The sequence below is a fragment of the Planctopirus hydrillae genome (assembly GCF_001707835.1).
GTDB classification, from domain to species: Bacteria; Planctomycetota; Planctomycetia; order Planctomycetales; family Planctomycetaceae; genus Planctopirus; species Planctopirus hydrillae.
In genome coordinates this window covers 285,882-311,893 of sequence record NZ_LYDR01000039.1, presented here as the reverse complement: position 1 = coordinate 311,893, position 26,012 = coordinate 285,882, and the positions used below count along the sequence as shown (strand labels likewise).

Annotated in this window: 23 protein-coding genes; 6 read left to right on the top strand and 17 right to left on the bottom strand. The window is 53.0% G+C overall.

The window, feature by feature from the left end:
- Positions 1–3 precede the first annotated feature (3 nt).
- From A6X21_RS04405 to A6X21_RS04395, 3 genes are all read right to left on the bottom strand, one after another.
- Positions 4–990 (bottom strand): formylglycine-generating enzyme family protein, encoded by a 987-nt coding sequence (locus tag A6X21_RS04405; RefSeq protein ID WP_083233395.1) that lies wholly within the window; start codon positions 988–990, stop codon positions 4–6.
- Positions 991–1,219: 229 nt separating this feature from the next.
- Positions 1,220–1,708 carry a hypothetical protein gene (locus A6X21_RS04400; protein ID WP_068846272.1) on the bottom strand — a complete coding sequence of 163 codons (489 nt, stop codon included), beginning with the start codon at positions 1,706–1,708 and terminating at the stop codon, positions 1,220–1,222.
- A gap of 74 nt (positions 1,709–1,782) precedes the next feature.
- Entirely contained in the window at positions 1,783–2,136 is a 354-nt protein-coding gene (locus tag A6X21_RS04395) for a response regulator (RefSeq protein WP_068846271.1), read from the bottom strand.
- Positions 2,137–2,508: 372 nt separating this feature from the next.
- Here A6X21_RS04395 and ffh point away from each other — a divergent pair, with 372 nt between their 5' ends.
- The 4 genes from ffh (at position 2,509) to rplS (ending at position 5,848) form a co-directional block, all read left to right on the top strand.
- Complete coding sequence (ffh, locus tag A6X21_RS04390; protein ID WP_068846270.1) at positions 2,509–3,984, top strand: signal recognition particle protein; 1,476 nt, start codon at positions 2,509–2,511, stop codon at positions 3,982–3,984.
- A gap of 208 nt (positions 3,985–4,192) precedes the next feature.
- Entirely contained in the window at positions 4,193–4,552 is a 360-nt protein-coding gene (gene rpsP, locus A6X21_RS04385) for a 30S ribosomal protein S16 (protein WP_068846269.1), read from the top strand.
- 105 nt (positions 4,553–4,657) lie between these two features.
- Positions 4,658–5,395: a tRNA (guanosine(37)-N1)-methyltransferase TrmD gene (gene trmD, locus A6X21_RS04380; RefSeq protein WP_068846268.1), complete on the top strand. Its 738-nt coding sequence runs from the start codon at positions 4,658–4,660 to the stop codon at positions 5,393–5,395.
- A gap of 87 nt (positions 5,396–5,482) precedes the next feature.
- Positions 5,483–5,848, top strand: a complete 366-nt coding sequence (gene rplS, locus A6X21_RS04375) for a 50S ribosomal protein L19 (protein WP_068846267.1) — start codon at positions 5,483–5,485, stop codon at positions 5,846–5,848.
- Between the two features lie 418 nt (positions 5,849–6,266).
- On the opposite strand, the gene A6X21_RS04370 is transcribed toward rplS, so the two are convergent.
- From A6X21_RS04370 to A6X21_RS04325, 9 genes are all read right to left on the bottom strand, one after another.
- Complete coding sequence (locus tag A6X21_RS04370; RefSeq protein ID WP_068846266.1) at positions 6,267–6,668, bottom strand: FoF1 ATP synthase subunit delta/epsilon; 402 nt, start codon at positions 6,666–6,668, stop codon at positions 6,267–6,269.
- Between the two features lie 183 nt (positions 6,669–6,851).
- A complete protein-coding gene (gene atpD, locus A6X21_RS04365; protein WP_068846265.1) occupies positions 6,852–8,297 on the bottom strand; it encodes a F0F1 ATP synthase subunit beta in 1,446 nt (481 codons plus the stop codon).
- Between the two features lie 141 nt (positions 8,298–8,438).
- The gene (gene atpG, locus A6X21_RS04360; protein WP_068846264.1) at positions 8,439–9,332 is read right to left on the bottom strand and encodes an ATP synthase F1 subunit gamma; all 894 of its coding nucleotides are present in this window, start codon (positions 9,330–9,332) and stop codon (positions 8,439–8,441) included.
- Positions 9,333–9,472: 140 nt separating this feature from the next.
- Complete coding sequence (gene atpA / locus A6X21_RS04355) at positions 9,473–10,984, bottom strand: F0F1 ATP synthase subunit alpha (protein ID WP_068846263.1); 1,512 nt, start codon at positions 10,982–10,984, stop codon at positions 9,473–9,475.
- On the bottom strand, positions 10,941–11,570 hold the full coding sequence (gene atpH / locus A6X21_RS04350) for an ATP synthase F1 subunit delta (protein ID WP_068846262.1): 630 nt from the start codon (positions 11,568–11,570) through the stop codon (positions 10,941–10,943). Before atpH ends, atpA begins: the two co-directional genes overlap by 44 nt.
- An 80-nt stretch (positions 11,571–11,650) precedes the next feature.
- Positions 11,651–12,283, bottom strand: a complete 633-nt coding sequence (atpF, locus tag A6X21_RS04345; RefSeq protein ID WP_165603676.1) for a F0F1 ATP synthase subunit B — start codon at positions 12,281–12,283, stop codon at positions 11,651–11,653.
- A gap of 418 nt (positions 12,284–12,701) precedes the next feature.
- The gene (gene atpE, locus A6X21_RS04335) at positions 12,702–12,929 is read right to left on the bottom strand and encodes an ATP synthase F0 subunit C (protein WP_068846596.1); all 228 of its coding nucleotides are present in this window, start codon (positions 12,927–12,929) and stop codon (positions 12,702–12,704) included.
- Between the two features lie 217 nt (positions 12,930–13,146).
- Entirely contained in the window at positions 13,147–14,166 is a 1,020-nt protein-coding gene (gene atpB / locus A6X21_RS04330; protein ID WP_068846259.1) for a F0F1 ATP synthase subunit A, read from the bottom strand.
- Between the two features lie 98 nt (positions 14,167–14,264).
- Positions 14,265–14,732, bottom strand: a complete 468-nt coding sequence (locus tag A6X21_RS04325) for a hypothetical protein (RefSeq protein ID WP_131818186.1) — start codon at positions 14,730–14,732, stop codon at positions 14,265–14,267.
- A gap of 985 nt (positions 14,733–15,717) precedes the next feature.
- On the opposite strand from A6X21_RS04325, the gene A6X21_RS04315 reads away from it, so the two are divergent.
- Both A6X21_RS04315 and A6X21_RS04310 read left to right on the top strand, forming a co-directional pair.
- Positions 15,718–17,211, top strand: a complete 1,494-nt coding sequence (locus A6X21_RS04315; protein WP_083233394.1) for a DUF4912 domain-containing protein — start codon at positions 15,718–15,720, stop codon at positions 17,209–17,211.
- Positions 17,212–17,484: 273 nt separating this feature from the next.
- Positions 17,485–18,657: a S1C family serine protease gene (locus A6X21_RS04310; protein ID WP_068846255.1), complete on the top strand. Its 1,173-nt coding sequence runs from the start codon at positions 17,485–17,487 to the stop codon at positions 18,655–18,657.
- A gap of 227 nt (positions 18,658–18,884) precedes the next feature.
- Here the strand turns inward: A6X21_RS04310 and A6X21_RS04305 are convergent, their stop codons facing one another.
- The 5 genes from A6X21_RS04305 to A6X21_RS04280 all read right to left on the bottom strand — a co-directional run bounded on the left by A6X21_RS04305 (position 18,885) and on the right by A6X21_RS04280 (position 25,522).
- Positions 18,885–19,211 carry a hypothetical protein gene (locus tag A6X21_RS04305; RefSeq protein ID WP_013108448.1) on the bottom strand — a complete coding sequence of 109 codons (327 nt, stop codon included), beginning with the start codon at positions 19,209–19,211 and terminating at the stop codon, positions 18,885–18,887.
- Between the two features lie 391 nt (positions 19,212–19,602).
- Positions 19,603–21,180, bottom strand: coding sequence for a glutamine-hydrolyzing GMP synthase (gene guaA, locus A6X21_RS04295; protein WP_083233393.1), 1,578 nt, complete (start codon positions 21,178–21,180; stop codon positions 19,603–19,605).
- 220 nt (positions 21,181–21,400) lie between these two features.
- On the bottom strand, positions 21,401–22,492 hold the full coding sequence (locus A6X21_RS04290) for a DUF1559 domain-containing protein (protein WP_068846253.1): 1,092 nt from the start codon (positions 22,490–22,492) through the stop codon (positions 21,401–21,403).
- A gap of 556 nt (positions 22,493–23,048) precedes the next feature.
- Positions 23,049–24,134 (bottom strand): DUF1559 domain-containing protein, encoded by a 1,086-nt coding sequence (locus A6X21_RS04285; RefSeq protein WP_068846252.1) that lies wholly within the window; start codon positions 24,132–24,134, stop codon positions 23,049–23,051.
- Positions 24,135–24,433: 299 nt separating this feature from the next.
- Positions 24,434–25,522 (bottom strand): DUF1559 domain-containing protein, encoded by a 1,089-nt coding sequence (locus tag A6X21_RS04280; protein ID WP_068846251.1) that lies wholly within the window; start codon positions 25,520–25,522, stop codon positions 24,434–24,436.
- Positions 25,523–26,012 lie beyond the last annotated feature (490 nt).

The window sequence follows — 26,012 nt, the reverse complement described above, 5'->3', positions numbered from 1 at the left end:
TGATCAGTTACGCACGACGCGAAATCCCATACCTTCCCAAGGTACGGATGGGGCAATTGCTTGCCGATAACACGACATGGTATTTTCGACACCGTGATCGAATGACCCACCGCGAAGCACTCGAGATTCGAATTGAGAATCATCAAGGCTAAATCCAATCTGAGTTTCTCCATCGACATACGCATTCTTGTAGATATCGAAACAAAACTCAGAGACATTGCCATGCATATCGTAGAGCCCGAAGTTATTGGCTCGATAGGAACCAACCTTCATCACTTGTGACTGAAAGATTTGTTCAGGCGTCCTTTTTTCATTGGGGACTTTGAATTTTGCATCTTTAGGATCGAGTTGATCACCAAATGCAAAGGGCGTTGTCGTACCGGCACGACAGGCATATTCCCATTCTTGCTCGGTCGGTAATCGATAACCTGTTCCTTTCAGCACAGTGACCTCTGCCGAAACAATCGCTCCAGAGTCTTTTTTGGTCTTCTTCAATGCATAGCAAGGGGTCAGGCCATCTTTAGTACTCAGCTTATTACAAAAGTCTAATGCATCAAACCAGGAAACGTTGAAGACCGGTGCATCAAGCACTTCCACTTCACCAATGCCGAGAGCTCCTACGACCGGATTCTTACCGTTGATTTTTTTATAGTCTTTCTGAGTGACTTCGTAGATTCCCATATAGAAGGGTTTCACAGTCACTTCTTGAACGGGTTTGAATGTATTGAGCATGCCGGAGGGAAAGCCAGGAGCGTTGGCAGAAAGATACTTCTCATCCGCTTCGCCAGCACCCATTTTGAAGGTTCCTCCAGGAACCTTCACCATTTTCATCCCTGTCGATTTTGAAGTGGCAAATTCGAGCTTCCCTTTCTCTTGTGCTTCAATCAAGCCGCAGGTGATGACCAATGAGCAAGCCGCTAGAAAAGAGATGCAGGATAATTTCCAGGAATTATTGATTTGTCGTAAAATGATCTCTCTCCTTTGAATCATGGCATGGATTATGGCGTTGGAAACTTGTTGATATAAGCCACCTCAAGCTACATGTATTGATTCCAGAATTCCAAGGAAAATCGTGTGATCTTCATTTCATTTGCAATGATGGGGCGATTGGGGATTTACGACGTCGCCCGTTGTCCATAAAGCTCTTGCGTTCGTGCGGTGCGATCATCGCAAGGCGTTTATATTACTACACATTGATGAGGCTGCTGGGCGAAAAAGCTCAGGGCTGTTTTGATATCCCCGCTTCCTGGCGCGAAATCGATCTCAATTGAGCCCAGTAATTCGCCAGAGAGAGCAGGGGGATCAGCAAGATGCCGTAGGCGAAGAAACCGCGTGTCAGATTGTGCCAGTGCATGCGCCAGAGGACTTTACGGGCATCTGTCGGGGTGGCACAGAAGAGATGCTCATACTGCAGAACGTAGATCAGAATTCCTGAGTATGTATGAAACCTCACGACGACCAATTCCGGAGGAACCTCCAGTCCGGGCGGAGGATTGACAAAGGCCGTCACATCCTGGAAGAACCGAGCCTGTGAGTTGGTGGCCGACCGTTCGAACCATCGCAGCCCCTTGATGATGGCGATGACCACCACGATGAAGAAACCGATGAACACAACGGCGAGAAATGCAATCCACAAGTTGACCAACCACGGGAGCGCCTGTTGAGCCAACACAACTCCGCCATCCGCAGTGAGGATCAGATGGATCAAGGCCAGCTCCTGGTGAGACGAAAGCCACGCGCACGTCCATGATCACAACGCCGGCAAAAAACTAACGCGACGATTTAATGACGAATTGGCAGCAGCGATTCAATCGTCTGGAGCAATTCCGCCATGTGGTAGGGTTTGGAAATCAACCTCGTTTGGGGGTTGAGATTGATCGAGACAGTTCCAATGACCACATGCCGGGTGGCTGGAGTTTCTGTTTTCTCTGTCGATTCCACAGCCGTCGAGTGCGGCATGGCCTCCGCATCCAGCACGACAATGTCGAAGGGGTCAGCCGTCGTGTGCCTGGCTTCGAGGTCGCTGTAGCGCCTTAAGCGAGTCACTTCATATCCTTGCGGCGAAAGCACAGCATCCAGCACGGCATGAGTATCCGTATGATCGGCCACCACAGCCAGTCGACATCCCTGTCTCATGAAGTGCTCCCCGCAAAAGGCCTGAATGAGCCGTCTTCATCCTTGAAGATGCGCCATCAGGCCAGCGGGAAGTTAGTTCACCCGCCAGACTCTGTCAAAATCAGTTTCTGGGGGGTACATCGAACCCGTCCTATTGGCGAGCGTCGATACGATTGTTCGTGAGAGTCTGGCAGAAATCTGCCAGACGACTTAGAATACTGAACAAAAACCCACACTCTTGCGGTGGCTTGTCAGCGATCAAAGCTCTTTATATCCTTTCACACAGAAGTTTTACCCCGGCTCCTGGGCACGTTGTTGCCTGGATCGTCGCTGAGGCGACGCCGCACGGCAGATACTGTGCGCTCCGGAATTGATGAACCCGAGTGATGATCCATGTTTGAATCGATTACCCAAGGCCTGCAAGGGGCTCTCACGGGCATTTTCCGTTCTGGAAAATTGACCGAAGCCAATATCCGCGAAGGACTTAAGCAAGTCCGGCAGGCACTCCTCGAAGCCGACGTTGAATATAACGTGGCAACGCAGTTCATTGAGAAAGTGACTGCCGAGGCTGTGGGTGAAAAGGTTCTCAAATCACTTCGGCCCGACGAACAGCTCATCGGGATTGTTCATCAGCAACTCATTGCCCTGATGGGGCCGACCGATCATTCGCTGCATCTCCGGCGGGACGGCATCAATAAAATCATGATGTGCGGCCTCCAGGGGGCCGGTAAAACAACGACTTGCGGCAAACTGGCCCGCAAGTTGAAGGCCGAAGGCTGGAAACCGCTCCTCGTGGCTGCCGATATGCAGCGACCTGCGGCTATTGAACAGCTCAAAACTCTGGGCCAGCAGCTGGATGTTCCTGTGTATGCCGAAGCACCCGGCGGCAACCCGGTGGCTGTCTGCAAAAATGGTCTGGCTCATGCCAAGACGGCTGGTGCGAATGTCGTCATCTTCGACACGGCGGGGCGCCTTCACGTTGACGACCGCCTGATGTTCGAGCTGGAGCAGATCGATTCTCGCGTCCAGCCTGATCAGGTCTATCTCGTCTGCGATGCCATGACGGGCCAGGATGCGGTTCGCTCGGCCAAGGCTTTCAACGATGCCCTTGAACTCGACGGCGTCATTCTCACGAAGCTCGATGGCGATACCCGCGGTGGGGCGGCCATTAGCGTCAAGCAGGTCACGGGTGTCCCGATCAAGTTTGTCGGGATGGGCGAACAGCTCGACCGGCTCGAGCCCTTCCATCCCGATCGTATGGCCGGTCGAATTCTGGGAATGGGTGATATTGTCACTCTGTTCGAGCGGGCCCAGGAAGAGTTCGATGCGGAGGAAATGGAGCGGCAGCAGCAGCGGATGCTCAAAGGCCGCTTCACGCTGGAAGACTTCCGCAATCAGATGAAGCAGGTGCGTCGGCTGGGCTCTCTGGGGGATATCATGAAAATGATCCCAGGTATGGGTGGCCTGCTCGATCAGTTTCAGAACATCGATGCCGAAAAAGATATGGGTCGGATTGACGCCATTATCAGCTCGATGACTCTCGAGGAACGGCAAAATCCCGACCGGATTGATCGCTCCCGTCGCACGCGTATTGCTCGGGGAAGTGGTACCGATCCTGCCGACGTCAATCGTTTGCTCAAAGACTTCGATAACATGTCGAGCATGATGCAGAAGATGTCCGGACTGGGCGTTAAGGATCGTTTCCGTGCTGTTCAGGATCTGGCAAAAGTCGGCGGGATGAATCCTGCAGCGGGTCTGCAGGCTCAGAAGCAACGCAGCAAACGTGGCCCGGCTGATGCGGACCTGGCTGCGGAAAAGAAGAAAAAAGCTCGAAAAGAAGCTAAGAAACAGCGGAAAAAGAACCGCTGATCTGTTGGCAGGCATTGCCGGGCAGAACTCCGGGGCTTTTCGGGTGGCTCGAAACTTTGTGGTTCCAATCGCAAGTCTTCGAGTGATGTTTTGAGTGAGATTGAGAAGGTTGCATCTCTGCAGATTCATAACGTGTGTGTGTTGCAGGCGATTGAATTTGCAGACAATTGTCGGTCGGTGTTTCGCCCGGTCGAGTGAGGAGGATTGAGTGGCAGTTCGGATTCGCATGAAGAAGATTGGGCGTAAGCACCGTCCATTTTACCGCATCTGTGTGATGGACTCACGAGTTCACCGTGAAGGGAAAGCAATCGAAGAAATTGGCTGGTACGACACCGCCATCGATGACAAATCGAAGCGTGTCAAAATCAACCTGGAACGTGTTGATTACTGGGTCAGCGTTGGCGCCAGCCTCTCTGATCGAGTGGCCACACTCGTCAAGAAGATCAAGACCAACAAGTTCGGCGTGAAGACTGCCCCTCCCGCTTTGATTGCTCCCAAGGTGAAGGAAGCTGCCCCTGCTGAAGGTGGTGACGCTCCTGCCGAAGGTGGCGAAAGCACAGAAGGTTAAATCGCCGGACGGTTGAATCATCGGCCCTTAACTGCCGGTCGATTTGAGAGTGTTTGATCACCAATCATTGTTCAATATGACGAAAGTCGATTGAAAGCTGAGGCCATGAGGTTCGATGTCCTGACGCTGTTTCCAGGGATCTTCGCTGGCTATCTGCAGCAAAGCCTTCTCAATAAGGCGATTGAAGCAGGTAAGGTCGGCGTGCATCTGTGGAACTTCCGCGACTGGACGACCGATAATCATCACTCGGTCGACGACAAGCCTTATGGCGGTGGGCCAGGCATGCTCATCATGTGCCCGCCGGTCTTTGATTGTGTCGAGCATGTGCAGGCTCAGGGAGATGCTCCCGGCCAACTGATCATGCTCACGCCGGCCGGGCGAAAGCTCGACCAGCGTCTGGTGGAAGAACTCTCGACTCACAAGCGACTGGTTTTGTTATGTGGTCGTTACGAAGGTTTTGATGAACGGATCGCTGAAGGATTGAAGCCGCTGGAAGTCTCGGTGGGTGACTTTATTGCCAATGGTGGTGAAGTGCCGGCCATGCTTCTGATCGACACCGTCATTCGGTTGATTCCCGGAGTGCTGGGGGACGAAACCAGCCATAAGTATGAATCATTCGCCCAGAGTGGACAGTTGGAGTATCCGCAGTACACCCGTCCCAGGGAGTATCGCGGGATGAAAGTTCCCGAGGTCCTGCTGGAAGGTAACCATCAGGCCATTGCGGCCTGGAGAGAAAAGCAAAGTCAGGAACGGACAGCTTCCCGTCGCCCCCCAGTGGAACTTCAAAGAGCTTCCACACAGGCGATGAGATCTTCCTCCGAGATTTTGCCTTTGCCAAACTGATCGTCATTGTTTCGCACATTTCACATCGTTTTTTACCGGAGCTGCCTTGGCAACTCCGGCAGACAAGCAGTCAGAGGATTTTGAATCATGCAACACAAACTTTTGCAGGCGGCGGAAGCATCCAGCCTGCGTACTGATGCTCTCGAATTCGAGATTGGTGACACCGTTGACGTGCACCAGCGGATTCTCGAAGGGGACAAAGAGCGTATTCAGATCTTCAATGGCGTCGTCATTGCCCGTCGTCATGGCGGAACCCGCGAGAACTTCACCGTCCGCCGCATTGTGGCGGGTGAAGGTGTCGAGCGTACCTTCCCGATCCACTCACCAAAGGTCGCGAAGATCGTCGTCAAGCGTCATGGTAAGGTCCGCCGAGCCAAATTGTTCTTCCTCCGCGATCGCGTTGGTAAGGCCACTCGCCTCACCGAACGACTCACGAAGAAGGGCGAAGAGTGATCACTTCCTCCAGCAGGCCCCTTGGTTGAACTTCGCCTGTTTCACCAAGGATATGCTTGCTGGAACCCCCGGAAAAAAGACTTCTTCATCCAGGGGATGCCAAGCGAATACTGATTCTAGAACTTAACGGTGATTTTTTTACTATGTGCCATGCTTGCGGCTTTGAGCAAGCATGCTCCATACGTTTTCATGAAGTCACAGCGATTTGTGATCTGTAAAGCCATGCTTGACCAAAACTGCAAGCCTGGCACACAGAGCACTGTCCTTCATCGAAAGCGTATTGTCTGTCTCTCAAGTCGCCGTTGATTTCTGGAAAGTCTCTATGAAAACAGAAAGCCCGATGCAATTTAGCATCGGGCTTTTCTTTTCTTTGCAGCCATGATTTGCAGAACGCGATCTGGGTCGACCGCTCTGAAATTTACTGATCAGCCAGAGCGAGCATACGACGTGCTCGATTCTGATCCTTCTGCCGCTGGCTGACTTCGTTATCCGAGGTTGCCTTTCTCGCCAGAGCCGCATCCAGAACCTTGCTGGCCTCATCACGGGTCAGGCTCGACACAGGCCGGCATGAAGATGTCAGAATCGTGACGACATTCTGAGCAATCTGCACAAAACCACCATCCACGAAATATCGCGACTCACCACTGTCGTCGATGAAAACCAGTTCGTCATACCCCAGACGGCCAATCAATGGGGCGCGACCGGGGAGGACACCCGTCATACCATCGGCCAGCGGGAACTGAACGCTCCGCACCACCTGGTCAATTACCGGTTTTTCAGGTGTTACAACGGTCAGTCGCAAACTGTCACCAAGAGCCATAATCGGCCATCCCACTCAGATGTTTTCGGAGGGTGTGGATAAGTCAAAGTTCGGGAGTTGATCCCGACAGCCGGGAGTCGTTCACTTTGCCCAGGTCGTCTTAGCCAAACCAGTAGTCATTGCCGTACCAGTGGTCACTGCTTTACCAACTGGGCAAAGTTCAAACCATCGTCAGCAGGGCGATTAACCCTTAGCCATCTTCTCAGCCTGAGCCACCGCTTCCTCAATGGCACCCACATACATGAAGGCACTTTCAGGCAGGTCATCCCACTTGCCATCGCAGATTTCTTCAAAGCTGCGAATTGTATCAGCCAGTGTGGTGAAGCTTCCCTTCTTGCCGGTAAAGGCTTCGGCCACAAAGAAGGGCTGCGACAGGAATCGCTCGATACGGCGGGCTCGCTTCACGACCAGTTTGTCGTCTTCGCTCAATTCGTCCACACCGAGAATCGCGATGATGTCCTGAAGCTCGCGATATCGCTGCAGAATCTTCTGCACACGGCGGGCACAGGCATAGTGCCGCTCGCCCACAATTTGAGGATCGAGAATACGGCTCGACGAAGCCAGTGGATCGATCGCGGGGTAGAGACCCTTTTCGGCAATCTTACGTTCCAGGTAAATGAACGCGTCGAGGTGCGAGAAGGCAGTGGCTGGTGCAGGGTCTGTGGGATCATCCGCCGGAACGTACACAGCCTGCACAGAGGTAATGGCCCCACGCTTCGTCGATGTGATGCGTTCCTGGAGAGCACCCAATTCAGTTGAAAGAGTTGGCTGATAACCCACAGCCGAGGGCATACGTCCCAGCAGTGCCGACACTTCCGAACCGGCCTGTGAGAACCGGAAGATGTTATCGACGAACAGCAGCGTATCGGCACCGGTTGTATCGCGGAACCATTCGGCCATGGTCAGCGCCGAAAGTGCGACACGGAGACGGGCACCTGGCGGCTCGTTCATCTGGCCGAAAACCATACAGGTCTGCTCGATTACCGCACGACCGGTTGAACCAATCTGTGTTTCCTGCATTTCGAGCCAGAGATCGTTCCCTTCGCGGGTTCGTTCACCCACACCGGCAAAGACCGAGTAACCACCGTGGGTACTGGCAATACGGGCAATAAGCTCCTGCAGAATCACCGTCTTGCCCAGACCGGCACCACCGAAGAGACCGGCCTTACCACCGCGGACGAACGGGATCAGCAGATCCACCACCTTGATCCCGGTTTCGAAGATTTCGGTCTTGGAGCTGAGATCTTCAAGCTTGGGCGGATCGCGGTGGATGGGCCATTTGTCGTCAGCCACCACTTCACCGCGGCCATCAATCGGTTCACCCAGCACGTTGAAGACGCGACCCAGAGTTCCTTTACCGACGGGAACCGAAAGTGGTGCGCCAGTATCAATCACTTCGACACCACGGGCCAGACCATCGGTTGATCCCAGTGCCACACAGCGAACACGGCCACCACCAAGATGCTGCTGGATTTCGCCAACAACCTTAACTCGCGTCCCCTTGACTTCCACATCAACCTTAACGGCGTTGTAGATCGGAGGGAGCGAACCCTCGGCAAACTCCGCATCGAACGTCGAACCGATGACCTGCGTGATGCGGCCAACGTGATTTGCAACAGCGGTGGACATAATGGCTCCAGATTCTGCAACGGCTATGCTTGATTGTCTGTCTATCTGTCTGTCGTAACGATCAGCTTTGGGGTAACTGATCGGGTCATTATCGATGAAAACCAGTTTTGTAATGCGGTCGGATTCAAATTCGGGCTGCCGCTATTCCAGAGCAGCGGCTCCTCCAATGATTTCGCTCAGTTCGGAGGTAATCTGTGACTGACGGGCCCGGTTGTAACGCTGTTTGAGTGACTTGATCATGTCGTTGGCACTTTCAGTCGCACCCTTCATCGCCACCATACGGAAAACCTGCTCGCTGACGGCAGCGTCGAGGAAACACTTGAACAATCGTGCCTTGAACGAAGCCGGTACGATCTCTCCCAGAATCTCTTCTGGCGAGGGCAGGAATTCGTAATCAGTCGTCGCTTCTGTCCCAGATACAGCAGATTCAGATTCGAGGTTTCCAATTGGAAGCAAGGTTTCCACAACCGGCTTCTGCCTGGCAATCCCCTGGAACTGCATGAAGGCCACATCAAACTGGTCAATCTCACCAGCGATGTATAGATCCATAATGCGATTGGCGATCTCTTCAATCTGGGCAAATGTCGGCTTGTCTTCGAACTGGGTGTAAGTCCGCACAAGGGGCTGACGCTGGAACTTGTAAAAGTTAATTCCCCGCTTACCCGAGACTTCCATATCGAGAGTTACAGTCAGGTCTCGACTTCTCAAAAGCTGGCCAGCCACACGCAGCACACCCGCGTTGTAGCCACCACACAAACCTCGATTTGACGTGATCACCAGCAGAAGCCGTTTCTTGACCTGCGGCCTGACAGCCAAAAGAGGATGCGAGACAGCACCCTCTTCGCCACTTTCGCCCAATGAGGCCGAAACGTCAGCGACGATTTCCGCCAGCTTACGGGTGTAAGCGGTCGCTTCGAGAGCACGCTCCATCGCCTTCTTGAACTTGGCGGTAGCCACCAGTTCCATAGTCCGCGTGATCTTTTTGATATTGCGGACGGCTTTGAGCCGCTTAACGATTGCTCGTGCTTTGGCCATGTAACGACCTGACCTCTCCATCCAGAAAAAACACAAGAGACAACGTTTGCCAGAGACCTCAGCTCACACTCAAACTCTTCCTTGACCAACTGAGATCATGACCTGCATGTCTCAGTTGATTGCCGGAATCGATTGCTGCTTTACTTTGGCTGCCAGCGCTTCTTGAATCCTTCCAGAATGGTCTTTAATTGAGCTTCCTGGGCATCATCGAGCGTCTTACTGCTGATGAGATTCTCACGGAATGCCGCATGTTCCAGACGAACATATTCCAGCAGTTGCTTTTCAGCCTCAGCCACCTGATTGACGGGCACGGCATCAAAATAACCACGGGTACCAGCGTAAATACTCACGATCTGGTCAGCAGCGGCGAGTGGCACATACTGAGGTTGCTTAAGCAATTCCACCATGCGGTAACCACGATCCACCTGCTTTTGAGTGGCGGCGTCAAGTTCGGTACCCAACTGAGCAAACGCTTCCAGTTCGCGGAAGGCTGCCAGGTCGAGTCGCAAACTTCCGGCGACCTTTTTCATCCCCTTCGTCTGGGCATTACCACCCACGCGAGAGACCGAAATACCGACGTTAATGGCAGGGCGAACCCCGGCGAAGAAGAGATCGGGTTCCAGATAAATCTGACCGTCGGTGATCGAAATCACGTTGGTAGGAATGTAAGCCGAAACTTCCCCTTCGAGAGTTTCGATGATCGGGAGTGCTGTCATCGAACCGCCACCGAGTTCATCACTCAGCTTGGCAGCTCGTTCGAGCAGGCGACTGTGACAGTAGAACACGTCGCCGGGATAAGCTTCACGACCAGGAGGACGACGCATCAGCAGTGAAAGCTGGCGGTAAGCGACCGCCTGCTTCGAAAGATCGTCATACACCACCAGTGTGTGCTTGCCCTGATACATGAAGTATTCGGCAATCGCAGCACCTGCATAAGGAGCAATGTACTGCAGTGGAGCAGGGTCAGAAGCACCGGCGGCCACCACAATCGTATAGTCCATCGCACCGGCGGCTTTCAGAGCTTCGACCACGCCGCCAATTGAACTTGCTCGCTGACCACAGGCGACATAGATGCAGATGACATCGCCACCCTTCTGATTAATGATCGCATCGAGGGCGACAGCCGTCTTGCCCGTCTTGCGGTCACCAATGATGAGCTGACGCTGGCCACGCCCCACGGGAGTCATGGCATCAACAGCCTTGATCCCTGTCTGCATGGGCTGCTTCACAGGCTGACGGGCAGCCACGCCCGGTGCTGTCGTTTCGAGCGGGCGCGACGATTCGGCGATGATCGGTCCACGACCATCGAGGGCATTTCCCAGAGGATCGACCACGCGACCAATCAGGGCATCGCCCACGGGAATCGACAGCAACTGGCCAGTCGCCCGGACTTCATCCCCTTCGGAGATCTTCAGGTAGTTACCCAGAATGATCACACCGACAGAGTTTTCTTCCAGGTTGAAGACCTGGCCGCGCACGCCACTGGAGAACTCCACCATTTCGCCAGACATGGCGTTGGTGAGCCCATAGACGCGCGCAATACCGTCGCCCACTTCCACAACCGTACCAACTTCGTTGGTCTGGATTTGTCCGCGGAAATCCTGGATTTCACGCTGAATAACAGAAGCGATCTCGTCCGCGTTGAATTTCATTCAGACACCTTTCGCGCAACTGAGCGCGGAGTTGTTCAAGCCGTGTTCGCAGCGAACCGTCGTAGACCATGTCACCGACACGGACCACGAGACCGCCTACCAATTCCGGATCGACCTTGACTTCCACCTGAGGTTCAAGGCCTAAAGTCTCTTTCAGACGGTTCACCACCGCCTCATACTCTTGTGGGCTCAGTGGTGCCGCACTGGTCACCTGCACCTGCTTTTGCCCTAACTTCTTCTGCAGTTCCAATGTGGCCACATGACTCACTGCCCGTACCAGGTCGAGTCGGTCATGCTGCGCCAGAACCTGTAAAAATCTCACGAGAATATCACTGGCTCGACCTGTGAAGGTCTTCTCGACGAAAGCCAGCTTCTCATCTCGCCCCAGAGCCTGATTCGTAAAGACTTTCTCAAGTCCCGTCGAACCATTCAGCAGGGTCTGCGTGAGCAGATTGAGTTCTTCGACAACTTCACTGGCCTGATCACCGGCGGCCCCAAGCAATGCTTCTGCGTAAACACGAGCCACGCCCAGAGACGAAGGATCGTCCAGAACTGAGGGGATTCTTGTTACGGGTGGCTCTTGCACGAGAACGCTCCAACTTCTAGGCCGTACATTAAAACTGCAGTCTGTTTAACAATCTTTCGAGGCCATGCCGAAGAGAACCATTAATTTCTGCGTACGTTCAGTTCAGCCAGGGCTTCCTGAACCAGACGCTGATGATCATCACTATTCAGACTGCGTCCCACAATGCGGCTGGTTGCATCCATGACATTCGTTGAAAGCGTGTCGAAGAGCTGCTGCAAGGCGACATCGCGTGCCTGTTCGATTTCAGAAACTGCCCGTTTCTTCATGGTTTGAACATCCGCTTCAGCAGCGGCTGTCAAATCGGCTCGAACCTTTTCGGCATCACGTTTGGCTTCGGCAATCAGCTCGCGCACAGTCTCTTCCGTCTTTGCCAATCTGGCTTCATGCTCAGCCAGAAGTTGCTGGGCTTTCACCCGAGCCGATTCTGCTTCATGAATATCATTGCGAATACGTGCTTCACGCTGATCCAGACCAGCAGCCAGAGGTTTCCAGGCAAACTTACTCAGAAGAAAGACAAACGCCGCAAACGTGATCAGCGACCAGACCATGAGGTCAGGTTTGGGAATCATGCCTGAGGGGATAGTCGATCCCTGAGAACTGTGAGATTCTTCTGAGTGACCATGTCCGGTCGTTGAAGCCGTTTCAGAGCCGTGATCAACTTTGGCTTTTTCATCAGCAACCGAGATCGACCCCTGAAGCAAGAACCCAGCCATGGCACAAAAACAAAGGCTCCAGAACCAGCCAGAACGACGGGACTCTGAGGACTGGAATGTCACTTGGCAAGCTTGAGCATACATAGTGGAAAACAATCCTTCACAGACTGCTCGTCACGAGAAATCTGCCTGTTGTCTACTGCCTGTTGTCTAACCGAGATCTCAGCAAACTTGAACGCCAGAAACATGAACACCAGCGATCATGACCGTCAGGAAAGACAATCTGTCACCAGATCAGACTTTCCTACGACACAGCGTGGTTCCAAACCAGCAGGTTTCAATATCCGGGATGAGCCGACACCGTGTGGCGTTCATCGCCCCAAAAGCCAAGTACAGATCTTTGATCTGTCGATGCTTAATCCCATTTGCAGAAGCCACTTGGAAAGCTTTCGCAGACGAGACCGCAAGGAAACCTGAATTAGAGCATACAAATAATGAGACCGAAGAGGGTGGCACCTTCGATCAGAGCACCAGCAATAATCATGGCTGTCTGGATGGCACCGGCAGCTTCGGGCTGGCGAGCAATGCTCTCCACAGCCGACGAACCGATCTTACCAATCCCGAGGCCAGCGCCCAGAATCACAATCCCGACGCCAATTGCCTTGACATCGAGGGAGGCGGCTGCAGCAGCACCGTCTTGAGCCATCACTGGAACGGCGAGAACACAGAAGGCACCCAGGATGCGAGTCATCAGAGAAAGAACCTGCACGTTAACACTCTCCTGCCAAAAATGCGCACCCACCACAAGGGATGCTTTAGTTTCTGCAACCGGGATACACACCCAGCTTAATTAGTCAAAATGAACCCATCGTTGAGTTCAGCAAAATCCCATTCCAAAATTCAGCACAAAGCGACAACGCAAATTAGTGAGGATTTACAGCTGCCCCAATAAAGAGTGACGCCAGCAAAGAAAAGACATATGCCTGCAAAAAGGCCACAAACAATTCCAGAGCCCCAATGGCCAACTGTCCAAAAATACTGGCGGGAGTGACTGCATACCACAAAATCCCGGAGTTTGCCGTCGCTGCAATAAAGCTCAGGAAGACAGCGATGACCACATGGCCGGCGAGCATGTTGGCAAACAGTCGAATCGCCAGCACGGTGTGCTTGATAAACAGCCCGGCCAGTTCAATTACAAAGATCAGGGCCTTCAGAGGTGGCCCAATGATGCCGGGAATATCCATTGAAGGGACCAGCGATTTCCAGAAACCAACAGCGCCTGATTGCTGAATCCCAGCACCAATCGTGACCACGAGCACACTTAACGCCAGCACACCCGTGACACTTGTACTCGCTGTGGCTGTGCCGAAGAGAGGGAAGGCACCCAGGAGGTTACAGAACAGAATGTAGAAAAAGAGCGACCAGATGAACGGCAGAAACCGATCTGCGTAATGGGTCCCGGTCGAAGCCAGATCCTTGGATTCATCGATGCTCGTCGCCATCACATGACCACCGACAGCCGCTAACTGAGGTTCCACATGGCCATGAACATGGGTTTGTCCTGCATCAACATAAGCCTGGGCATGATAGTTCGCATGGGCGTGTGACTGGCCATGACCGTGATCATCGTGGTGTGCGTGAGGCTCGCTGATCGAAGATCGGACGACTTCATCCCGTACGAAAACCGCAAGAGTTTCCCAGAAATTCCACCATCTCCCTCTAGCAGGTTCGCCATTGGCAACCTGTTTCGCAAGCCCGCGGAAAATCAAGTAAACCAGCACTGCCGCCAGGACCTGCATCACCATGAATTTGGTGATCTGAAAATTGAAGATCTTGGGCAGGTGAAAGTACCCTCGGTCGATGAACGAGTACACAAACTCGGGCATCTCGAATTCGAGTGCATCACTGATATGGTGAAAGTAATCGTTGTGGTCCGCTGACATAGGATTCCGTCATTAGCTGCTAGACACAGATCTCAACGAACGAATCAATCTTCAAATCAACCGGCAATACAAAATTGAATATCGAGTACGAGACACCCTCAAAGGTTCTCGGAGCTTACCTTAGGCAGAGATGCGAAATGCTTGAGTCCATAGAGCAGAAAGGATGTCTCAATCACCAACAGAAGAACGTAAACGACCAGTACGCTATAGAAGAACGGTTTCGTTTGCCAGTCAGAAAAGATCTTTGGCAACAAGACAATTCCAATAGCAAATGTCCCCATCCGTAAACCCATACCACCCAGCGCTGACATCGCCTGCACGGGACTTCCCGCCGCTGGTGAAACAGTTATCGATTGCTGCGAACGCCGCCCTACGACCAGCCATTCATTCCAAACGACCGAAATCAGTGAAGGCACCAGACAAACGAGGCAGGCAATCAGAACTTCACGCCAGTTTTGTGAACCCTGCGACTGCAGAAGCCCACCCACCAGCCCGCCACCAATGATGGTGGCCAACAGGAGCAGACCCACCTGAAGTCCAATGAACCCACTGCGACTCAAACTCACCACCATCTATTCTCTCAATCTCCCGACTCAACTCATTGGGAGACCACCATAAAATCAAACTTGAATTCGACTCCGCAAAACAATTACGCCAAACTCGAAGCAGAGCTCTTAACCCCAAAATAGAAGGCTCCTCCTGATCTGATTTCAGGACCCTGTGTTCTGCTGAGACCCTGACTTCGACAATGAGGATGCGCCTAACCCCGCTTGAGAACTCGACTTGGACAACTCCTTAGCCAGAGCCAGAAGCTTCAACATGAACAGCACAAACCCGAGAACAGCACCTGCGATTGTGAATGCCGGTCGAGTGAGCCATTGCAAGTCGACCCAATAACCAAGAAGTGCAGGCAGAACCATCTGCAATCCCAGATTACCAACTCGACTCGCCCACAAATATCCGACCGCCAGTGGACTCAACCCTCGTTGACTGGACGCCTTTGTCGAGCCAGTTTTCGGCATGAAACACCTCGACAGGCTCGTTACGGATTCAGCAGCGACTGGGCAGATTATCATCTGTCGAAAATGTAATGCGTTTCCTCTGACAAAGCAATTTGGCGAGATTGAAGGACTTTTTTTTCTCAGTTTTGGCCAGAATCCATTCCCTGGGGGGCAATGAATTTTCCAGACTGAGAATTCCCCCGCATTTCTTGTTCATCAGGAATTACCCAACTGGTGTAATCGTTCCCGGGTGCAAATCTCCGTCGGCTTGTCATTCAATTGATCGAAAAATGTTCACAATATCGCAACGATCAATTGCGACGCTCCCTGCCACTCGGGTATGACATATAGGTGCTTGTTGAAGTTAATTGTCGAAAACAACTCGTTCTTAATCTTCCTGGATCATGGAGGGTCACATCGGCTGCAGGAAAGTCGCGACAACGCTGCTTCCTGATCGCTCGGTGTTTCGGAAGTCTCAGATTGTCAACATGTTCGGAAGTTTTGTGGCTTTTTCAGCCACTGGACTTCGATCCTCCTGGAATCTGACTCCATGCCAGCCTCCGCCAAGCCCAACCGCACTCCGCCTGCCACTTCCACATCGAAATCTGGCAAATCGAAATCTGGCCAGACGACAACTGGGAAAGCCATGCATGGCAAGTCCTCAGGTGTTAAGGCTGGCTCAAGTACCGGGACAAAAGGCGGGCCTGTGGCTGCCAAATCTCCTCAGGATAAGCGTAACGGCGCAAAGCCGGTCAGTCTTCAATCGACACTCAAGCCAGTCAGCCGCTCGAAGACAGTTCCGTCGTCCGCTGCATCGAAGCCCAAAGCTGTAACCAGCACTGGCACCACACTTCAGGCAACCGGGACGACTCAGAAGGTGAAGACGACCTCCGCCAGAAGTTCAGCAACGCTCAACCCGGTATCGAAATCCAAACGTTCGCCGGCGGCGATCTCCTCCGAGGCGGATTCCCGCGTGAATTCGAAGCAGGTGACTTCAAAACGAGTGGCTGCAGCCTCCCGTAGAACAGCAAACCCCGCCTCTTCAAAGACCGCACCTTCCAGCACTGCTAAATCCAAGACACCAAAATCCACACTGGCTGTTGGAGCTTCAAAATCCAACATCGATTCCGCAGCCACCAGCTCGATGGCAAAGAACAAGCCGACTCCCGTGGTGGCCCATGAGCAAAAGAAGCTCTCTGGAACCACAAATTCGAAGTTGAAATCTGCCAGCCAATTACATTCAGAGGCTGGACATGGGGAGCACGAATGTCTCAATTCTCCTCATGATATGATTGAGGCCCGCCCGCTGAATCCACAATGGCTGCAGATTCGCTGGAATCTTTCGAAGGCGACACTGCATCGAGCCATGTCCGCCATGGCGGAAAGCTGGCATACTGCCAAGCCAACACTCAGACTCCTCGATGTGACCGACAACGATTCAGTGGTCTGCTCAAATAGTATTGTGCGGGATATTGTTGTCGGCTCGCGTGATCATCTCTGGTTCACGCATGTCGATGGCCCCGGGCGTTCGTATCGGATTGTCATTGGCTTCAGCAGTGGAGCAAAATTTCATCCGCTGGCCAAATCCAGCACGGTGCACATGGATGAAGCCATTGCCCAGCATGGTAAAGCCAGCGAAGGGACTGGAAATTCTCTGCTCGACTGGCCGGTCACAACGGCCGAAGGTCGTCTGAATCAAAACGAACTGACAGATTCTCAACTCGCCAGTCTGGCAGCCCACCACTCGCGTGAGAACAGTGCCGGGGCGTTGCTTTCCAGCTTTCAGTTGAATCTGGAATCCGAGTTGATCGTTCACGGCACAACACATCCACTGGCAATTTTAACGCTCATGGGTAAACCAACGCCGGTCTCTCCGGAAGGCCGCTTTCAGTTGCGGATGAAACTGCTCCCCGGCCGTCAGGTCATCCCGGCTGTGGCCATCGATCCCAATGGAGGAGAGGAACGCACGGTCGTGCTCGCGATTGATATCAGTTCGCGCGAACTCGAACCCCGTAACTATGACGACCCGAACAACGCCAGTTGATCGTCTCAATTTCTACCAACGGTTGGCTCAATGACCTGGCAAACGTCCCCTCAGTTTGCCAGGTTTTTTGTTTCTTCTGCTCACCAGTTCGGTCCACAATTTCACCCGTTCCGACAACTGCGCATTTACGCGGTGGCGATAAGGCTTACAATGCTGGAGCAACTTCTATCGACTCGTGGGCACTGGTTTTCCGCGGAGAGAGCCTGTGTGGAAGTTGGCTGTTTGCGTTGAACTTCAAATGTTCATGGATGGCAGATTGCTGAAGGAGTGACGATGGCACGCACAATCAAGTCAGCAATCCACCAATCGATTCTTTGGATCAATACTTTTGAGTCTGTTGAGCACCGCTGGTGCTCTCGATTGTTGATGGCTGGAGTTTTCTGTTGGCAGGTCGATTCCGCCTGGGGGCAATTGCCAGCACTTCCAGTGATCCCGGGACTGACGCAAGCCACTTTGGTCGTCACACAAAACGGTGCTCCTTTCAGTGCAACTCCAGACGAAGATGATGATCTGCCAGAGTTTCAACCCGAGCCACCAGTCTCGGCTTTAGCACCCGTTTATGCTCGACCACTGACCGCCCCGGAACGCGAAGCTCTTCAGCAGCAGGTGAAACAGTTATTCGCGCAACTGGATCATCCCGATTTTCTGACCAGAGAACGGGCCGAAGAGAGTTTGGCGGCTCTCACTCCCCGGGCGGTGAGCACTCTCCCGGAGACATGGAACACAGCCTCGCTCGAAGCCAAGGTTCGACTGGCGAACGTCCTGAAGACCTGGATGGCCACGGCCGACGATCATTCCCTCGAGCAGATTTGCGATCTGCTGGAAAATCTTGAACAGGTCTCCAGCAGTACTCTCGCCATTGCCAAAGCCGCCATGCGGCAGCATGAACAACGTACCTCTGAACTGGCCATCAGACAGTTCGAGAAACTTGGCGGAGTGATTGAAAAGCAAGTGGGTGTCTTTGGTCTGAGAGGCCGTATTCCAGCGAATGAAGCTGATGAGGAAGACTTCAAACGATACGCCGTCATTGGTCGTGGCTACAAAGGTGGAGATGCCGGCCTGCACTATCTCACTCGAATCCCTCGGCTAGATCTCGTTTACTACGTGAAGAGTGCGGCCATAACCCCGAGAGCTTTGGCTGAATTGCAGGGAGATCTCCCTGGCTTACAGATTCAGGAACGAGGGCTGGCTTACCTCGGAGTCACATCGAACCAGGGTGAGACACCCATGCGACTGAGTATCGTAAAAACTGGGAGCCCGGCAGATAAAGCAGGGCTTAAGGAAGAAGATCTTGTGCTCCGTTTCGGAGGCCAGGAAGTTTCGACCTTCGACCACCTCGTCAAGCTGATTGGGGAGAAAAGCCCAGGCGATAAGGTGGAAGTTGATATTCTCCGCGATGGCCAGAGAAAACAACTGATTGTCGAACTGGGAGAGTGGAGCAAGTAAAGAGATCAGCCTGAAGTTTCAGGACATCCCCTTTGTCGTGGCGGAGCAAAAGTATCCCGTTCATCTTTTTGGGCGATGGACACCTGCCGCCTGACGCTCCCTGGAGCAAAGAGTGCCGGGCAAAAAAATCACAGCGGCCAAGATGCACTCCTGGCCGCTGTGATCACTCATCATCGAGAATTGATCTGCAAAATCATTGGGGCATGAACTGATTCATTCCCCAGAAATCAGTTTCCTTCGGAGTATCCGACGCTGTTGGCACCGCAAACCAGTTCGCAGCTGCCGTTCACATCGCAGTCATCAATACTGTCTTTGTACGACGAGCCGGAGACGTGGCTCTTCAGCTTGCCATAGCTGTAGGCCTTAAAGCCTGTGAAGCAGTACGACTGATCCAGGCGGCCAATCGCGTTCGAGAGATCATTCAATTCGGTATTCACAGCCACAGCCACTTCGCTGAGGCCGACAATTACGCCCAGCACGAGAACTGTCAGCACGAGTACCAGCTCTGCCGAAATGATCGCCCCGTTTTCATCGCCATAAAGTGTCTTCAACATTCACAGAACTCCCAGTACATGGGACGAGCAATTGACAGTGAATCGCAACACCTTGTCGCAATTGTTGGCTACTCGTCAGGTGCCACTTCCTAAGGCAGCCTTTGTGCCAAATCGCTGGGTGGTGATTTGGCAACATCCTCCTGAGAGGATTCCCACGAGAAAACTGGGTGAATTCTTTCGAAAGTTGAGAATTGGCAACACACGGAATAAGGTTGTGGGCGCGCTGCAACCCACAAGTTGAAACGGTTTGCACTTTGAAAACTGTCAATTGCGTCGATGGGGCTGAACAGAATGTTGCCCGATGTCTTCATCTGGAAGAATCGTTTCAGCCCATAAAACAAGAAGACCGCAAGAGCGGTCTTCAGGGCGGGTCGCGATCAAGAACCAGGGATCATTCCCATTCGATCGTGCTGGGTGGTTTCGAGCTGATATCGTAAACCACTCGATTCACGCCGCGAACCTCATTGATGATCCGCGTCGAGATGATTCGCATCAGGTCGTAAGGGAGTGGATACCAGTCGGCTGTCATAAAATCGTCAGTGGTCACAGCTCGCACAGCAATCGTTTCTTCGTACGTACGACCATCACCCATCACACCGACCGATTGAACCGGGAGAATCACGGCAAAGGCCTGCTGGATCGTTCGATAGAGACCGGCTTTACGAAGTTCTTCGAGCACAATCGCGTCCGCTTCACGCAAGGCATGCAATCGCTCGGAAGTGATTCCCCCCAGGCAGCGAACACCCAGCCCCGGGCCAGGGAAGGGATGTCGCCAGATCAGTTCTTCCGATAACCCTAAAGCGAGGCCCATCCGGCGAACTTCGTCTTTGAACAGGTCACGAAGAGGTTCAATCAGCTCAAACCCCAGTTGTTCGGGTAAACCACCCACATTGTGATGGTACTTAATCGTGGCTGCGGGGCCATCCGGTGAGCCACCGGATTCAATCACATCCGGGTAAAGAGTTCCCTGAGCCAGAAAACGGGCATCAGTAATTGATTCCGCTTCTTTACGGAAAACTTCGATAAACACCCGACCAATGATCTTTCTCTTCTGCTGCGGATCGACCACTCCCGCCAGTTCCGATAAGAAGCGATGACTGGCATCGACCACATGCAGATCGGTCTTGAAATGATTCTGAAATCGTTCGCGAACCTTTTCGCACTCGCCTTTTCGCAGCAGACCGTTATCCACAAAGATACACGAAAGTTGTGAACCAATCGCCTTGTAAAGCAGTGCAGCCACCACAGAGGAATCAACGCCGCCCGATAATCCACAGATGACCCGGCTGTTGCCGACCCTGGCACGAATGGCAGTCACCTGTTGCTCAATCAGCGATTCAATCTGCCAGGTTCCGGCACACCCGCAGCACTTTCGCAGAAAGTTTTCGAGAAGCTGTTTCCCGTATTCTGAATGCGTGACTTCGGGGTGAAACTGCAGACCAAAGATCTGCCGGGATCGGTGCCGCACAGCCGCCATGGGGCAGGAATGTGTGCTGGCAATCGGAATAAATTCATCACCGGCCTGTTGCACCTGATCGCCATGGCTCATCCAGACGGTACTGGTAGCTGGCAATCCTGCGACGAGCGGATGATCTTCCAGTGTTTTCAGTTCCGTCCGGCCAAACTCGCGTGTCGTACCGGCCTGAACCACGCCTCCCAGTGCCTGGCAAGTCAGTTGCATGCCGTAGCAGATTCCAAGAACGGGGATTCCGAGATTGAAGATTTCCGGGTCGCATTTGGGAGCTTTTTCTCCGTAAACACTGGCCGGTCCACCGGAGAGAATAATTCCGCGAGGCGCCAGTTCTTTGACCCGCTCGGCAGAGATATCGTGCCGGACAAGCTGGCAGAAGACATTCAGATCACGGATACGACGTGCAATGAGCTGGGCTGTCTGTGAGCCAAAGTCAAGCACCAGAACAAGTTCGGATTGCAACGAAGTGGCGGCATCAGGCTGGACGGTCGCTGTCATGACGAAAGAATTTCCGCAGTCAGTAAGTTCATCCCGCAACCCATCGAGTCAGGTTGTCGCCATTGGCGCGGGAGCAAACCGCCATTGTGGCAAGGAATGTCTCGAACGGCAAACGATTCCTGCCTGTCAAGAAAAACATCAACCTCTGGCTTTGAGGAAGCCAGAGGTTGGAAGAGTCATATGATGCAGTCAGGAGTCTGAGAAACTCGCTATCAGTGGTTTAGAAGTCACCTGTCGATTCACCACCAGCACGTGTCCCCAAAGCACCCCAGATTCCATAGGGGCTGGGGCCACCAATTGTTGAACCGGTTGCCAGGTCTCCCGAATTGATATTCTCATTGATGAAGCGGACAGCCCCGTCAGCCATCAGTGCGTGAACGCCGCCCGTGTGACGGCTGGTGGGTGTAACTACGCTTACTGCGGAGTCAGCATTCGTATTGGTTCCTTCAGCACAGGCCGGCGAGTTGGGTGGCAGTACCGTATGGAAGCCGCAACGTTCAATCTGGCCGTCAGTCCAGCGAGTCCCTGAACGACCTTTTGAATTCCCGGTGGGGTAGCGGCCGTTAGTGGCTAAAGTCCTGCACTGCAAGGGGTTTGTGCGGAGTGTACCAGCCGGAACATCCATCGCCATGCCTTCCACAACGAGACGATTACTATTGGCGGTGTAGCCAAAGTCTGCCCGGCAACGTTCGCTCATGGCAATGGTATTGCTGGTCCCATCAGTGACGTCCCGAACTCCAAAACAACGACGGTTGGCAAACAGACCATTCACGTTTTGCAGGTCATGATTTGATGTTCCGGTGTTGTTCGGGTCTTGAATGGTATCTCCCACACAGAACATGTAATTGTGCGAACTCAAGGGAGTCGGATATGGATCCGAGGGACACTGCAAGCCAGCCAGCGAAACATTCCACGGCCCCCAGCCTTCCCAACCGGCGACTCCTCCGGGTGCTACAGGATTCCCGCCGAAACTCGTTCCTGCAGGATCACCCGCTTCAATGAGGTTGTAGAGCGGTGCCTGATCAAAGTAAGGCAACAGGCTGACAAAGCCACTGCGGCGATTCTGATTCTGGCGAGGCGCAGGATTTGTCGAGCCGCCGGTTCCCCCTTTTCGGTAGACAAACATGCCAAACACGTCGTGGTAGTTGTGTAAAGACAAACCGAGTTGTTTGAGATTGTTGCGGCACTGAGTGCGTCGAGCCGCTTCGCGTGCCTGCTGGACGGCAGGCAAGAGCAAGGCAATCAGAATGGCGATAATGGCGATAACAACAAGCAGTTCAATCAGTGTGAAACCTCGGCGCAGACGTAACATGATTTTCTCCAGAAATACGTTCCGAACGGACAAAGACAGGAAATGGTGAAGAGAATGTGAGCGAATGCTCGATGTCGCATCAGGATTTGTACAATCGGACATATAAACACCCACCCCCGCGATGCTAGACGGTTAATTGAAATCCGCAAGATGGAATGAGCTTTTTTGCCGCCGACCTAAGAAATTTTGTCGTGCAAACTCCCCGCAGTTGACTCGGAGTACACTCTGAGGTTTTGACCGCATTCAGGCTTTCGCACTGCGAGACGGATTGGATGCCCCCCCACCGATTTGCTTGGAAACCTGAGTGGCTGCAGAAGATCGTGGTGCGGTGTTTTTCCAATCTGGAAAGACGAGGAGCAGCCACGAATGGTGGCCAAACTAATGACCGGCACTTCGCATTCGGAAAAATGAAACAGGCACTCCCGCTGTGCGAGAGTGCCTGAGTGTTGGTTTTCAGACCAGGTTGAGAAGTGTCGTCAGGGGGATCAGACGGTGAGTGAATCACCTCCCCGAAGACTTAATTGTTTCACCTCACCGATGGCTAACTGTTGACGATCTAGAAGTTACCCGTTGTTTCGCCGCCGGCGCGTGTTCCCAAGGCACCCCAGACGCCATAAGGACTGGGGCCGCCGATTGTCGATCCGGTGGCCAGATTCCCTGTGTCGATGTTGTCACTGATAAAGCGAACAGCACCGTCTGCCATCAGAGCATGGACACCGCCGGTATGTCGGCTGGTGGGCGTGATAACACTTACGGGAGAATCCGCATTAGGATTATTCCCTTCGGCACACGAGGGAGAGTTGGGTGGCAAGACGGTATGAAAGCCACAACGTTCAATCTGGCCGTCAGTCCAGCGAGTTCCCGAATAGCCTTTGACTTCTTCAGCAGCGTTATAGCGGCCATTGGTCGCAATGCTGCGGCACTGCAAAGGATTCGCCTGCAGGCCGGTCTTGTTCATGGCTTGACCCTCGACGACCAGGCGATTGCTGTTGGTCGCCAATCCAAAGTTAGCCCGGCATCGTTCACTCATGGCAATAGTGTTGCTGGTACCATCGGTAATATCACGCACACCCAGGCAGCGACGGTTAGCAAACAGGCCATTGACGTTCTGCAGATCATGATTCGATGTTCCCGTGTTATTGGGATCCTGAATCGTGTCTCCTACAGAAAACATGTAGTTGTGTGTGCTGACGGGAGTCGCATAAGCATCCGATGGGCATTGAAAACCGGGAATCGAAACATTCCATGTCGACCAGCCAGCCCAGCCATGAGGGCCGCCGGGAGCGACAGCCGTTCCACCGTAACTTGTGCCGGTGAGGTCACCCGCTTCGATCCGGTTGTAAAGTGGTGATTGATCAATGTAAGGCAGCAGGCTGACCAACCCACTCCGGCGACCAGAATTCTGCTGCGGGGTAACTCCATAGGCACCAGTCCCACCTTTGCGATAGACAAACGTGCCAAAGACATCGTGGTAATTGTGAAGCGCCAATCCTAGCTGCTTCAGATTGTTGCGGCATTGAGTTCTGCGAGCCGCCTCGCGCGCCTGCTGAACTGCGGGGAGCAGCAAGGCAATCAAAATGGCAATAATGGCAATAACGACCAGCAATTCAATGAGCGTGAAGCCCCGACGTCGACGTGACATAGTCACCTCCATAGAGAAAAAGTTCAGAACGAACCAAGATGGGCGAAGGAAGACGGGATGAGTGAATGGCTTGTCAAGACGGTTGAAGACACGCGTCTCTGTTGGTGCATTCACCTACAAATCAGAGTACACTGATCTGTCAAATCCACAAGTCGAGATGAGAATTTTTTTGATTTCGCCGAAATTTTTCCGGAACACGATTCGCCTGTTCAGATTCCTGGTGAGAAAAAATAAGAGCTGGCCTTTCGGCACAGCTCTTACAGGAATTGAGAGATCAGATTTCTCTTGGCAATGTTCTGTTAGAACTCGCTGGTCACTTCGCCACCAGCACGTGTTCCCAGAGCACCCCAGACGCCGTAAGGACTTGGACCGCTGGGGTTCCCTGTCGCTGGGCCAGTCGCGAGGTTACCTGTGTCAATGTTTTCGCTGATGAAGCGAACGGCACCATCCGCCATCAGGGCATGCACACCACCTGTGTGGAAGCTGGTGGGAGTAATAATGGCTGTGGAGGAATCGGCATTGGTGTCTCCACCTTCGGCACAGGAAGTTCCATTGGGTGGGAGAACAGTCTGGAACCCGGAACGTTCGAGACGACCATCGGTCCAGCATGTTGCAGCTCGCTCCTTGACGTTCTCTGCAGCGGCATACACACCATTGACTGCCAGGTTACGACACTGCAAAGGATTGGCAGCGATACCCGTTTTATTCATGGCAGTACCAGTAATCGTCCGGCGATTGCTGTTTGTTATCGGAGGCTGATTTCCTTTGCATCTCTCGGCCATCGCGATGGTATTGCTGGTGCCATCAGTGCAATCCCGCACTCCATAGGTGCTGGCATAACCGAACAGGCCACGGACATCTCGGAGATTCTCAGCATTGTTGACGGAATCACCCAGCGAAAACATGTAATTGTTGCAACCCACACTCCCCGAGAAAGAATCCGAAGGGCACTGCAAGCCATTGATAGCGACGTTCCAAACCGACCATCCGCCACCTGGGCCGGAAGTCCATGCCTGGTTACCACCAGGCCCCACGGCAGTCCCGCTATTGGTGGTTCCTGTCAGGTCGCCAGCTTCGATTCGATTGTAAAGGGGTGCCTGATCCATGTAGGGAAGCAGACTGATCACCCCACTACGACGTTCGTTGTTGTTGCGGGGGACGGCATCCCACTGGCCACCTGTGCCACCACGACGGAAGACAAACGTGCCAAAAACATCGTGGTAATTGTGGAGCGAAAGTCCTAACTGCTTGAGGTTGTTGCGGCACTGAGTTCGACGGGCTGCTTCCCGTGCCTGCTGAACAGCCGGCAAAAGCAGCGCAATCAAAATGGCGATAATCGCAATCACGACCAGAAGTTCGATCAGCGTAAATCCAAGGCGTCTTTTCATGTTGCAGTCTCCATAACATCAATGAATCAAGTAAGTAGGACTACCAATACGCTCCACCACGATCTTTTGATTGAATTCTTCTGCAAACAAACATCAACAATCAAAAGGTCATTGATATGAAGTTTACTTCTCAATCGACCAATCGGCAAGTGGCGGAAAAAGAGAATCACCTGTAAACGCTTGCATTAAGGAATGTTAAGTCTGACAGTCCGCAGGAGTTGAAAGTCTGTTTTCGCCCCCTTTTTCCGGGAGCCTCACAGCAAATATGTGATCTTATGAATACACAACAGGCCATTTTTCTCGCATTTCCACCACCCTGGACTTATAAGTATAACCACTTATCCAAGTGAGCATGTCGACTACTCCGAGATCGAGACGCATTCGGCGCTCTTTGACCGATCAGGGTGTGCCTGGCTGGCCTGAATGATTACGACTCGATTGCCAGAATTCCGCACTTGATAGTCGTCGTCACAATGGTCAATCTGTTCGT

Coding starts and splice junctions, on each gene's coding strand:
- A6X21_RS04370 (WP_068846266.1), bottom strand. CDS start 6,668: ATGGCTCTTGGTGACAGTTTGCGACTGACCGTTGTAACACCTGAAAAA.
- trmD (WP_068846268.1), top strand. CDS start 4,658: ATGAGGTTCGATGTCCTGACGCTGTTTCCAGGGATCTTCGCTGGCTAT.
- guaA (WP_083233393.1), bottom strand. CDS start 21,180: ATGACAGCGACCGTCCAGCCTGATGCCGCCACTTCGTTGCAATCCGAA.
- A6X21_RS04285 (WP_068846252.1), bottom strand. CDS start 24,134: ATGTCACGTCGACGTCGGGGCTTCACGCTCATTGAATTGCTGGTCGTT.
- A6X21_RS04315 (WP_083233394.1), top strand. CDS start 15,718: ATGCCAGCCTCCGCCAAGCCCAACCGCACTCCGCCTGCCACTTCCACA.
- atpF (WP_165603676.1), bottom strand. CDS start 12,283: ATGGCTGGGTTCTTGCTTCAGGGGTCGATCTCGGTTGCTGATGAAAAA.
- A6X21_RS04290 (WP_068846253.1), bottom strand. CDS start 22,492: ATGTTACGTCTGCGCCGAGGTTTCACACTGATTGAACTGCTTGTTGTT.
- A6X21_RS04405 (WP_083233395.1), bottom strand. CDS start 990: ATGATTCAAAGGAGAGAGATCATTTTACGACAAATCAATAATTCCTGG.
- atpB (WP_068846259.1), bottom strand. CDS start 14,166: ATGTCAGCGGACCACAACGATTACTTTCACCATATCAGTGATGCACTC.
- ffh (WP_068846270.1), top strand. CDS start 2,509: ATGTTTGAATCGATTACCCAAGGCCTGCAAGGGGCTCTCACGGGCATT.
- atpA (WP_068846263.1), bottom strand. CDS start 10,984: ATGAAATTCAACGCGGACGAGATCGCTTCTGTTATTCAGCGTGAAATC.
- rplS (WP_068846267.1), top strand. CDS start 5,483: ATGCAACACAAACTTTTGCAGGCGGCGGAAGCATCCAGCCTGCGTACT.
- A6X21_RS04305 (WP_013108448.1), bottom strand. CDS start 19,211: ATGTTGAAGACACTTTATGGCGATGAAAACGGGGCGATCATTTCGGCA.
- atpE (WP_068846596.1), bottom strand. CDS start 12,929: ATGGCTCAAGACGGTGCTGCTGCAGCCGCCTCCCTCGATGTCAAGGCA.
- A6X21_RS04280 (WP_068846251.1), bottom strand. CDS start 25,522: ATGAAAAGACGCCTTGGATTTACGCTGATCGAACTTCTGGTCGTGATT.
- atpG (WP_068846264.1), bottom strand. CDS start 9,332: ATGGCCAAAGCACGAGCAATCGTTAAGCGGCTCAAAGCCGTCCGCAAT.
- atpD (WP_068846265.1), bottom strand. CDS start 8,297: ATGTCCACCGCTGTTGCAAATCACGTTGGCCGCATCACGCAGGTCATC.
- A6X21_RS04310 (WP_068846255.1), top strand. CDS start 17,485: ATGGCACGCACAATCAAGTCAGCAATCCACCAATCGATTCTTTGGATC.
- A6X21_RS04395 (WP_068846271.1), bottom strand. CDS start 2,136: ATGAGACAGGGATGTCGACTGGCTGTGGTGGCCGATCATACGGATACT.